9 protein-coding genes are annotated in these 11,215 nt (G+C 74.4%); 4 read left to right on the forward strand and 5 right to left on the reverse strand.

The features are described from left to right. Positions 1-117: 117 nt before the first annotated feature. Both MJ876_RS21225 and ptsP read right to left on the reverse strand, forming a co-directional pair. Positions 118-1,065, reverse strand: a complete 948-nt coding sequence (locus MJ876_RS21225; protein ID WP_240239471.1) for a bifunctional riboflavin kinase/FAD synthetase — start codon at positions 1,063-1,065, stop codon at positions 118-120. A 56-nt stretch (positions 1,066-1,121) separates the two neighbouring features. Beyond that, complete coding sequence (gene ptsP, locus MJ876_RS21230) at positions 1,122-2,843, reverse strand: phosphoenolpyruvate--protein phosphotransferase (RefSeq protein ID WP_240239473.1); 1,722 nt, start codon at positions 2,841-2,843, stop codon at positions 1,122-1,124. A gap of 122 nt (positions 2,844-2,965) precedes the next feature. Between ptsP and MJ876_RS21235 the strand changes: the two genes are divergently transcribed. The 4 genes from MJ876_RS21235 to MJ876_RS21250 all read left to right on the forward strand — a co-directional run bounded on the left by MJ876_RS21235 (position 2,966) and on the right by MJ876_RS21250 (position 7,168). Continuing rightward, the gene (locus tag MJ876_RS21235; protein WP_240239474.1) at positions 2,966-3,706 is read left to right on the forward strand and encodes a DeoR/GlpR family DNA-binding transcription regulator; all 741 of its coding nucleotides are present in this window, start codon (positions 2,966-2,968) and stop codon (positions 3,704-3,706) included. After that, entirely contained in the window at positions 3,703-4,674 is a 972-nt protein-coding gene (locus MJ876_RS21240) for a 1-phosphofructokinase family hexose kinase (protein WP_240239475.1), read from the forward strand. The genes MJ876_RS21235 and MJ876_RS21240 overlap by 4 nt, the downstream gene beginning before the upstream one ends. A gap of 72 nt (positions 4,675-4,746) precedes the next feature. Then, entirely contained in the window at positions 4,747-6,834 is a 2,088-nt protein-coding gene (locus MJ876_RS21245) for a fructose-specific PTS transporter subunit EIIC (RefSeq protein WP_240239476.1), read from the forward strand. 73 nt (positions 6,835-6,907) lie between these two features. Then, entirely contained in the window at positions 6,908-7,168 is a 261-nt protein-coding gene (locus MJ876_RS21250; protein ID WP_240239477.1) for an HPr family phosphocarrier protein, read from the forward strand. A gap of 514 nt (positions 7,169-7,682) precedes the next feature. Here the strand turns inward: MJ876_RS21250 and truB are convergent. The 3 genes from truB to infB all read right to left on the reverse strand — a co-directional run. Continuing rightward, positions 7,683-8,561 (reverse strand): tRNA pseudouridine(55) synthase TruB, encoded by an 879-nt coding sequence (gene truB, locus MJ876_RS21255; protein WP_308192634.1) that lies wholly within the window; start codon positions 8,559-8,561, stop codon positions 7,683-7,685. Continuing rightward, entirely contained in the window at positions 8,558-9,037 is a 480-nt protein-coding gene (rbfA, locus tag MJ876_RS21260) for a 30S ribosome-binding factor RbfA (RefSeq protein WP_240239478.1), read from the reverse strand. Before rbfA ends, truB begins: the two co-directional genes overlap by 4 nt. An 85-nt stretch (positions 9,038-9,122) precedes the next feature. Beyond that, positions 9,123-11,215: translation initiation factor IF-2 (gene infB, locus MJ876_RS21265; protein WP_240239479.1), on the reverse strand; the 2,093-nt coding region annotated here is incomplete at its 5' end.

Raw genomic sequence — 11,215 nt, forward strand, 5'->3', positions numbered from 1 at the left:
GACCGCCCCGGGGGCCGGTCCGCTGGGCCCCCGGTCCGCCCGGCCCGCGCGGCCCGCCCGGTTCCTCGTGGCCGGCGGGGCCCGGCGCGTCCGGCCCGGTCGGGGCGTCGCCCGGGGTCACAGGCCGAGGGCGCGACGCGTGTTCTCGACGTCGTTCGCCATGGCCACCAGCAGGTCGTCAATCCCGTCGAAGCGCGTCATGCCCCGCACGTGGGCGACGAAGGTCACCTCGACCTCGCGGCCGTAGAGCTCGAGGTCGTCGCGGTCCAGCACGTACGCCTCGACGCGGCGCTCCCGCTCCCCCGCGAACGTCGGGTTGGACCCGACCGAGATCGCGGCGGGGTGCGGCGTCCCGGCGTCCGGACCGTCGTCGAGCACCCGGAGCCACCCGGCGTACACCCCGTCGGCGGGGGCGGCGCCGGTCCCCACCGGCACGTTCGCGGTGGGGTAGCCCAGCTCGCGCCCGCGCCGGTCGCCGGAGATCACGACGCCGCGGACGGCGTAGTCGCGGCCGAGCGCCTCGGCCGCCCCGGTCACGTCGCCGGCGGCGATGCACTGGCGCACGTAGGTCGACGACCACACCTGCGGCCCGCCGTCCAGGGCGACGCCCTCGGTTTCGAAGCCGTGGCGCTCCCCCGCCTCGCGCAGGAAGGCCAGGTCGCCGGCGGCCTGCCGGCCGAAGCGGAAGTTGGCCCCCACGACGACGGCGCAGGCGTGGAGGGCGTCGACGAGGATGCGCCGGGTGAACTCCTCGGGGCTCCAGCCCGCGAGCTCGCGGGTGAACGGGACGACGAGCGCGTCGTCCGCGCCCGCGGCGGCCAGGAGGCGCAGTCGTTCGTCGATGCCGGTCAGCACCGGCGGGGCGTGGTCGGGCCTCAGCACCGCGAAGGGGTGCGGGTCGAACGTCACGACGGTGACGCGGTCGACCCCGTGCCGCTCCGCGGCCGCACGGGCCCGGCGCACGACGAGCTGGTGCCCGAGGTGGACGCCGTCGAAGTTGCCGATGGTGACGACGCAGGCGTCGAGGTCCGCGGGCACCTCCTCGAGGCTCCGCCACACGCGCATCCCAGGCACGGTCCCAGGTTCCCACAGGGCCCCGGGCCCACCCGGTGGAGGCCGCCTCAGCGCCCCTCGAGCACCTGCAGGACGGCGGCGCGGCCGGCGGCCGGGTCGGAGGCGGCCAGGGCGGCCTCGGCCGCCTCCTCGCAGTCGGTGGCGCTCACGGAGGCGAGCCGCGCGCCGACGGCGCGGACCGCGGCCGGGGCCATCGACAGCGACGTGATGCCCATCCCCACCAGCGCGCACGCGAGCAGCGGGTCCGCCGCGGCCTCGCCGCACACGCCGACCGGCTTGCCGGCCTGGATGCCGGCCTCGGCGGTGATGGCGATGAGCTGCAGGACGGCGGGCTGCCAGGGGTCGGTCAGGTGCGCGAGGTCGCTGGCCATGCGGTCGGCGGCCATGGCGTACTGGGTGAGGTCGTTCGTGCCGATGGAGAGGAAGTCGACGACCTCGAGCATCCGGTGGGCCAGCAGCGCCGCGCTCGGCACCTCGACCATGACGCCCGCCTTCAGCCCACGGCCGTGGACGGCGGCCGCGAACTCCTCGGCCTCGGCGACGGTGGCGACCATGGGTGCCATCACCCAGGTCGGCGTCCCCGTGCGCTCGGCGGCGGCCGCGATCCCGTCCAGCTGGCGCGACATCAGCCCGGGGTTGCCCTTCGCGAGGCGCAGGCCGCGGACGCCGAGGGCGGGGTTCTCCTCGCCGGGCAGGGTCGCGTAGGCGACGGGCTTGTCGGAGCCGGCGTCGAGGGTGCGGACGACGACGTACCTCTCGCCGCCCTGGTCGGCGCTGAACGCCTCGAGCACGCGGGTGTAGATGTCGGTCTGCTCCTCGACGGTGGGCTCCTCGGCGCGGTTGAGGAAGCAGAGCTCGGTGCGGAACAGCCCGACGCCCTCGACGGGCCCGGTGGCCGCCTTCGCGGCGGACTCGCCGTCGGCGACGTTCGCGAGGAGCTTGATCCGCAGCCCGTCGGAGAGCCGGCCGGGTCCCTCCCAGGTGGCGAGCGCCTCGCGCTGCTCCGCGTCGGCGGCGACCCGGCGGCGCGCCTCGTCGGCGTCCGGGTCGGGCGTCACCGCGCCGGAGGTCCCGTCGACGAGCAGCGGCGTGCCCGCCGCCAGCGACATGGCGCCCTCGGTGCCGACCACGCACGGGATCCCGAGCTGGCGGGCGATGATCGCGGTGTGGGAGGTGGGCCCGCCCTTCTCCGTCACCAGCGCCACGACCAGCGACGGGTCGAGGCCGGCGGTGTCGGCCGGGGAGAGGTCCTCCGCCAGCAGCACGGAGGGCTCGGTCGGGCTGGGCGCCCCGGGCTCGGGCTCGCCGACGAGCCGGGCGAGGGTCCGCTTCTCGATGTCGCGCAGGTCGGTGACGCGCTCGGCCATGAGCCCGCCGGCCTGGGTGAAGAGACCGACGAACTGCTCGACCGCGGCTCCCAGCGCCGCCGGGAGCGTCTCGCCGGAGCGCAGGTTCTTGCGGACGGCGTTGCGCAGGCCCCGGTCGGAGGCCAGGCCGGCGGAGGCGGTCATCACCTCCGCGGTGTGGCCGCTGGTCTTCTCCGCGCGGCCGGTGAAGCCGGCCGCGACCGCGGCCGCGGCCTCCTCGTACGCCGCGAGCGCCTCCTCCTCGCCGAGGTCGCCGGCGCGGGCGCCGTACGCCTCGATCGCGGCGGGTGACACCTCGGTGCGCGCCAGCAGGGCGGGCCCGTAGGCGAGGCCGGGGACGACGGGCGTCCCGACGAGGGACGCCGAGGACGGGGACGCGAGGGCGGTCGACTCAGTGGTCACGGTCACAACTTAAACGGGTGTCGCCCTTGACAGTCAACACATTCGGGCATAAAACAACACAAGCGCAGATCGCTCGCCACCCAGGAGGCCGACGGATGTATCCCGAGGAACGACGCCAGGCCATGAGTCGGCTCGTCGCCGAGCGGAGGCGTCTGTCCGTCGCCGAGCTGGCCGACGAGTTCGAGGTCACCACGGAGACCGTACGACGGGACCTGTCCCACCTGGAGCGGGCCGGCCAGATCCGACGCACGCACGGCGGCGCGGTGCCCGCGGACGCCCTGGTGGCCCCCGAGGCAGAGGTCGCCGAGCGCGACCGCACCAACACCGACCTCAAGGAGCTCATCGCGAAGGCGGCGCTCTCCCAGCTGCCCGAGGACGGCTGCAGCCTGGTCGTCGACGCCGGGAGCACGACGGTCCGCCTCGCCGCGGCGGTCCCCGGAGACCGGCGGCTGTCGGTCCACACCCACGCCGTCCCCGTCGCCGCGCGGCTGCTCGCGCTCCCCCACGTCGAGGTGAACCTCCTCCCCGGCCGGGTCCGCGCCACCACCCAGGCCGCCGTCGGTGGGCAGACGGTGGCCGCCCTCCACGCCCTGCGCGTCGACGTCGCCTTCCTCGGCACCAACGCCGTCAGCGCCACCCACGGGCTGACCACCCCGGACCCCGACGAGGCCGCCGTCAAGAGCGCGCTGGTCGCCGCGGCCCGCCGCGTCGTCGTCCTCGCCGACTCCTCCAAGCTCGGCACCCGCTCGACCGTCCGCTTCGCCCGGTCCTCGGAGGTCGACGTGCTCGTCACCGACCCCGGCGCCGACAAGGCCGAGCTGCGTCGCCTCGAGCAGGCCGGCATCGAGGTCGTGGTCGCGTGATCGTCACCCTCACCCCCAACCCGAGCACCGACCGCACCGTCGAGCTCACCGGCGAGCTGCGCCGCGGCGCCGTCCTGCGCACCGCCTCGGTCATCAGCCAGGCCGGCGGCAAGGGCGTGAACATCTCGCGCGCCTGCCTCGCCGCCGGTGTCCCGACCACGGCCGTCCTGCCCTGCGCCGCCGACGACGCGTTCGCCGTCGAGCTGCGTGCCGCAGGCATCCCCCACTCCCTGGTCGCCGTCGACGGCGCCGTCCGCGTCAACCTCACCCTCAGCGAGCCCGACGGCACCACCACCAAGCTGAACAGCCCGGGCATCCCCGCGACCCCCGCCGTCCTCGACGAGCTCGGGTCGTGCCTGCACGACGCCGCCGTGAGGGCCGACTGGGTCGTCCTCGCCGGCTCGCTGCCGCCCGGCGCGCCCGACGACTGGTACGCCGAGCTGGTCGCCGACCTCCGCACCGTCACCCGCGTCGCCGTCGACACCTCGGACGCCCCGCTCGCCGCCCTCGTCGACCGCCTCGAGTCCGGCGCCCCGCACCTGATGAAGCCCAACGGCCACGAGCTCGCCTCGCTGACCACCGGTGGGCTCGACGGCGACGCGCTGGAGGCCGACCCCGAGGCCGCCGCCGCGGCGGCGCACGAGCTGCTCGACCGGGGGGTCGGGACCGTCCTGGTCACCCTGGGCGGCCACGGCGCCGTGCTCGTCACCGCGGACGGCGACGTGCACGCCACGCCCCCGCCGACCACCGTCGTCTCGACCGTCGGCGCCGGCGACTCCAGCCTGTTCGGCTACCTGCTCGCCGACCGGCAGGGTCTCGCGCCCGCCGACCGCCTGGCCCTGGCGGTGGCGTACGGCAGCGCCGCCGCGGGCCTGCCCGGCACCACCATCCCGCACCCCGACCAGGTGCACCCCGAGCTGGTCGCCACGCGCGACCTGGGCCGCCCCGCGGCCCGCCCGCGGGCCTGACCCCGCACCCCGTCCGCATCGCCCCACAGCACGGCGCCCCGCCGTACCAGCCCCAGTTGGAGAGTGACCCCCATGGCCGACGTGATCACCACTGATCTCGTACGCCTCGACGCCTCGTACGGCGCCGACAAGCTCGACGTGATCCGCGCCCTCGCGCAGGTGGTCGGCGACGCCGGACGCACCGGCGACGTCGAGCAGCTGACCGCCGACGCGCACGCCCGCGAGGCCACCTCGCCCACCGGGCTCAAGGACGGCATCGCGATCCCGCACTGCCGCACCACGGCCGTGAGCGAGCCGACGCTCGTCTTCGCCCGCCTGAACCCGCCGGTCGACTTCGGCGCGAAGGACGGCGGCGCGGACATCTGCTTCCTCATCGCCGCACCGGACGGTGGCGGCAACGCCCACCTCCAGCTGCTGACGAAGCTGGCCCGCGCGCTGGTCAAGCCCGAGTTCCGGACCGCCCTGCGCGAGGCGTCGACCGCCGAGGACGTCGTCGCCACCGTCATGGCCGTCGTCGAGCCCGAGCGCCAGCCCGCCGCCGCCGGGGCCGCCGCACCGGCCGCCGCGAGCGTGCAGAAGGACGCCGCGCCCGGCGCCCCCGCGGGCGCCGGCACGGGCCGCCGCCTGGTCGCCGTCACCGCCTGCCCGACGGGCATCGCGCACACCTACATGGCCGCGGAGGCCCTCGAGGCCGCCGCCGCCCGGGCCGGCGTCCGGATCGACGTCGAGACGCAGGGCTCCGCCGGCTCCACCCCGCTCTCGCGGGAGACCATCGAGGCCGCCGACGCGGTCATCTTCGCCGTCGACGTCGGGGTCCGCGACCGCGGTCGCTTCGCCGGCAAGCCGCTCGTCTCCTCGGGCGTGAAGGGCCCCATCGACGACGGCGACGCCATGATCGCCAAGGCCCTCCGCACCGCTGACGACCCGAACGCCCCCCGCGTGGAGGGCTCCGGCGCCGACGCGGCCGAGTCGAAGGGCTCGGAGTCGTTCGGCGGCACCGTGCGCCGGGTGCTCATGACCGGCGTGTCCTACATGATCCCGTTCGTCGCCGCGGGCGGTCTGCTCATCGCCCTCGGCTTCCTGTTCGCGGGCTACGAGATCGCCCTCGGCTACGCCGACGGCCGACCCAGCAGCGTCGCGCAGGACATCGTCCTGAACTCGAGCTTCGCGAACCTGCCCAACCTCGCCGACTACGAGCTCGCCAACGGCGCCGCGTTCACCCACGGTGCGCTGCTGACCTACCTCGGCGCGCTGCTCTTCGTTCTCGGCGGCGCGGCGTTCGGCTTCCTCGTCCCGGCGCTCGCCGGCTACATCGCCTACGCGATCGCCGACCGCCCGGGCATCGCCCCCGGCTTCGTCATGGGTGCCGTCGCCGGCCTCACCGGCACCGGCTTCATCGGCGGCATCATCGGCGGCGTCCTGGCCGGCCTCGTGGCCGCCTGGATTGCCCGCTGGAAGGTCCCGGCCTGGGCCCGCGGCCTCATGCCCGTGCTCGTCATCCCGCTGCTCGCGACCCTCATCACCGGGCTCATCGTCATCGTCGTCCTCGGCCGGCCGCTGACCGCCCTCACCGGGGCGCTGACCGACGGCCTCAACAGCCTCGGCTCCAACCCCGGCCTGGCGATCCTGCTCGGCGTCGTCCTCGGCCTGATGATGGCCTTCGACATGGGCGGCCCGCTCAACAAGACCGCGTACGCGTTCGCGACCGCCGGCCTCGGGGCCGCCGCCACCGCCACCGGCAACGCGCCCGAGCTGAAGGTCATGGCCTCCGTCATGCTCGCGGGCATGGTGCCCCCGCTGGCCCTGGCGCTGGCGACCGTCGTCCGGCCGAAGCTGTTCACGGTCCAGGAGCGGGAGAACGGCAAGGCCGCCTGGGCCATGGGCGCCAGCTTCATCACCGAGGGCGCCATCCCGTTCGCCGCGGCCGACCCGTTGCGCGTCATCCCCGCGATCATGCTCGGCTCGGCCGTCACCGGCGGTCTGTCGCAGGCGCTCGACGTCACCCTGCGGGCCCCGCACGGCGGCATCTTCGTGCTGTTCGCCGTCGGCAACATCACCGGCTTCGTCATCGCGCTGCTGGCGGGCACGCTCGTCGCCGCGGCGGCGGTCGTCGGCCTCAAGTCGATGGCCAGCAAGCCGGTCGTCGCACCCGTCGCCTGACGGGGGCGGTCGTCGCTAGGTTCTACCCACCACCGCAGCACCACCGAGCAGCACCGTCTCGAGGAGGAGCACCATGCCCACCAAGACCGTCGTCGTCGGCTCCGCCGTCGGCCTCCACGCCCGCCCCGCCGCGATCATCTCCGAGGCCGCCGGCGAGCTGGACTCCGAGGTCATGATCGGCCTCCCCGGCGACGAGCCGGTGGACGCCGGCTCCTCGCTGCTCATCATGACCCTGGGCGCCGGCAACGGCGACACGGTCGAGGTGTCCGGTGACGACCAGGCCGACGTCGACGCCATCGCCGCCCTCGTCGAGAAGGACCTCGACGCCGAGTAGCACGGCCGAGCAGCACCACCGGGCCGCCCGGCCCGCCCGCACCACCGACGAGCCGGTGGATCCGCGCCCCCAGGGGGTGTCCGGATCCACGGGCTCGTGCCGTCTCCGGGTACTCGAGTCGGCACGTCTGCGCACCCCACGAGGGTCGAGTCGGCACGTCTGCGCACCCCACGGGGGTCGAGTCGGCACGTCTGCGCAGCCCACAGGGGTCGAGTCGGCACGTCTGCGCACCCCACAGGGGTGGAGTCGGCACCCGGTCGGCTCGCACGGGCGGAGCCGCGTCGACGCCGGAGCGGCCGCGACCCGGAGGGTCTCGACGAGCACGACCGGCGCTGACCGGCGCCCTCGTACGGCTGCGCAGACGTGCCGACTCGACGCCGTACAGCTGCGCAGACGTGCCGACTCGACGCCGTACAGCTGCGCAGACGTGCCGACTCGACGCCCTAGAACTGCGCAGACGTGCCGACTCGACGTCCTAGAACTGCGCAGAGACGTGCCGACTCGGCGCCGGTCTTCAGGCGGGGGCGAAGACGGTGACGGCGCGGGCGGTGTGGTCGTCGCGGGCGGCGTACAGCGCGAGGAAGGTGCCGGTGGCGTCGTCGAGGACGGCGACGGGGCCCTCGTCGGGCCAGGTCCGGGCGACGGCGCGGCCGTGGCGGACGTCGGTCACGCCGGCGGCGTCGAGCCGGACGACGGGGAAGCACCGCGCGACGGTCTGCTCCATCGTCAGCAGCGCGTCCGCGGTGACGTCGTCGAGGGTCGTCGCGTCGTCGAGGGTGAAGGGACCGACCTCGGTGCGCCGGAGCGCGACGAGGTGCCCGCCGACGCCGAGGGCCTCCCCCGCGTCGCGGGCGATGGCCCGGACGTAGGTGCCCGACGAGCAGCGCACCGAGAAGGCGACCTCGGGCACGGCGACCTCGGCGACGTCGAGGCTGTGGACCAGCACCCGCCGCGGCGGCAGCACGACGGTCTCGCCGTCGCGCACCCGGGCGTAGGCCCGCTTGCCGTCGACCTTCACGGCCGAGACGGCGGACGGGACCTGGTCGAGCTCGCCCACCATGGCGGTGAGGGCACCGGTGACCTCGCCGGGGGCGAGGCCGGAGGTGTCCGCCGTACCGCCGAGCGGCTCACCCTCGGCGTCGTCGGTGGTGGTCGCCACTCCCAGCCGCAGGCGGGCGTCGTAGGCCTTGGTGGTCAGCGTCAGCTGGCCGAGCAGCTTCGTCGCACGACCGACGCCGAGGACGAGGACGCCGGTCGCCATCGGGTCGAGCGTCCCCGCGTGGCCGACCTTGCGCGTGCCCAGGGCCCGCCGGACGCGCGACACCACGTCGTGCGAGGTCATGCCGCCCGGCTTGTCGACGACCAGGACCCCGGTGGGTCCGGGTGTCGTCACGGGCGCTCGTCGTCCTCGCCGAGGTCGTCGAGGCCGTCGGGGTCGTCCTCGCGCGGCTTCTTGTACGGGTCGGCCTCACCGGCGTACGTCGCGCCCTGCGACCTCTGGGCGGCCTCCGCGTCGGCCTCGGCCACCCGGGAGAGCAGGTCGTCGATGGCGCGCGCGCTCTCCGGGAGCGCGTCGTGGACGAACTCCAGGGACGGCACGTGCCGGATGCCGAGCTGCTTGCCGACCTCGCTGCGCAGGAGGCCCTTGGCGGACTCCAGCGCGACGGCGGTGCCGGCGAGGTCGTCGGCCTCCGCCGAGCCCTGGCTGAGCACGGTGTAGAAGATCGTGGCGTGCTGGGTGTCGCCGGTGAGGCGGACGTCGGTGACCGTCACGAACCCCAGACGGGGGTCCTTGACCCGGCGCTCGAGCATCTCGGCGACGACGACCTTGATCCGGTCGGCGATGCGCCGGACCCGGGGACTGCTCATGGTGCTTCTCCTACGTGAGAGACAGCCCGGTGGGCCAGGTCGAGACCTGGCCCACCGGGATGGCTGGTGCTTCCGACGCCGGGGACTACGAGCGCGGGATCTCCCGCATCTCGAAGGCCTCGACGATGTCGCCGGTCTGGATGTTCTGGTAGTTGCGCAGCACCAGACCGCACTCGAAGCCCTCGCGGACCTCGGAGGCGTCGTCCTTCTCGCGGCGCAGCGAGGCCAGGTCCAGGTTGTCGGCGATGACCGCACCGTCACGCAGCAGGCGCACCTTCGCGTTGCGGCGGATGACACCGTCGGTGACCATGCAGCCGGCGATGTTGCCGATCTTCGAGCTGCGGAAGATCTCGCGGATCTCCGCCTGCCCGAGCGTGGTCTCCTCGAACTCCGGCTTGAGCATCCCCTTGAGGGCCGCCTCGATCTCCTCGATGGCCTGGTAGATCACCGAGTAGTAGCGGATCTCGACGCCCTCGCGGTCGGCCATCTCGGACGCCTTGCCCTGCGGGCGGACGTTGAACCCGATGATGATCGCGTCGGAGGCCGCGGCCAGGTCGACGTTGGTCTCGGTGATCGCACCGACACCGCGGTCGATGACCCGGATGCTGACCTCGTCGCCGACGTCGATCTTCGCCAGCGAGTCCTCGAGGGCCTCCACCGAGCCGGACACGTCGCCCTTCAGGATCAGGTTGAGCTCCTGGCTCTCGGCACCCTTCTCCATCGAGGCCATGAAGTCCTCGAGCGTACGGCGGACGCGACGCTTGGCCTGCATGGCCGCACGCTCGCGCGACTCGCGCTTCTCGGCGATCTGGCGGGCCACCCGGTCGTCCTCGACGACCAGGAAGTTCTGACCCGCACCGGGCACCGCGGACAGGCCCAGCACCATGACGGGGCGCGACGGGTCGGCCTCCTCCACGGTGTCGCCGTGCTCGTCGAGCATCGCGCGGACACGGCCGTGGGCCGGGCCGGCGACGATCGAGTCGCCGACGCGCAGGGTGCCGCGCTGGACCAGGATCGTGGCCACCGGGCCGCGACCGCGGTCCAGGTGCGCCTCGACGATGAGGCCCTGGGCGTCCTGCTCCGGGTTGGCCCGGAGGTCCAGCGACGCGTCCGTGGTCAGGACGATCGCCTCGAGCAGCGCGTCGAGGTTCAGCATCTCGCGCGCCGAGACGTCGACGAACATGGTGTCGCCGCCGTACTCCTCGGGCACGAGGCCGTACTCGGTCAGCTGGCCGCGGACCTTGGTCGGGTCGGCGTCGGGGCGGTCGATCTTGTTCACCGCGACGACGATCGGGACCTCGGCGGCCTTGGCGTGGTTCAGCGCCTCCACCGTCTGCGGCATCACGCCGTCGTCCGCCGCGACCACGAGGACCGCGATGTCCGACGACTTCGAGCCGCGGGCACGCATGGCCGTGAAGGCCTCGTGACCGGGGGTGTCGATGAAGGTGATGCGGCGCTCCTCGCCGTCCACCTCGGTCGCCACCTGGTAGGCGCCGATGTGCTGCGTGATGCCACCGGCCTCCTTGTCGACCACGTTGGCGCTGCGGAGCGCGTCCAGCAGCTTCGTCTTTCCGTGGTCGACGTGACCCATGACGGTCACGACCGGCGGACGGGCGACCAGCTGGTCGTCCGCGCCCTCGTCCTCGCCGAACTCCAGGTCGAAGGACTCGAGCAGCTCGCGGTCCTCGTCCTCCGGGGAGACGACCTCGACGACGTAGTTGAGCTCCTCGCCGAGCAGCTCGAGGGTGGCGTCGTTGACCGACTCGGTCGACGTCACCATCTCGCCGAGGTGGAAGAGCATCTGCACCAGTGCGGCAGCGTCGACGCCGATCTTCTCGGCGAAGTCGGTCAGCGAGGAGCCGCGCGCCAGGCGGACGGTCTCGCCGTCGCCCTTGCGGACGCGCACGCCGCCGATGGTCGGGGCCTGCATGGCCTCGAACTCCTGACGACGCGCCCGCTTCGACTTGCGACCGCGACGCGAGGGACCGCCGGGACGCCCGAAGGCACCCTGGGTCTGACCGCGCTGGCCGGGACGGCCACGGCCGGGGCCGCCGCCGGGACGACCGGCGAAACCGCCGCCGGGAGGGCCACCGGGCCCACCGCGACCGGGCGCGCCGGGACGGGCGCCGGGCCCACCGGGGCCTCCGCGACCGGGTCCGCCGCCGGGGCCACCACGGC

The sequence above is a fragment of the Nocardioides sp. CFH 31398 genome (assembly GCF_022436705.1).
Taxonomy (GTDB): Bacteria; Actinomycetota; Actinomycetes; order Propionibacteriales; family Nocardioidaceae; genus Nocardioides.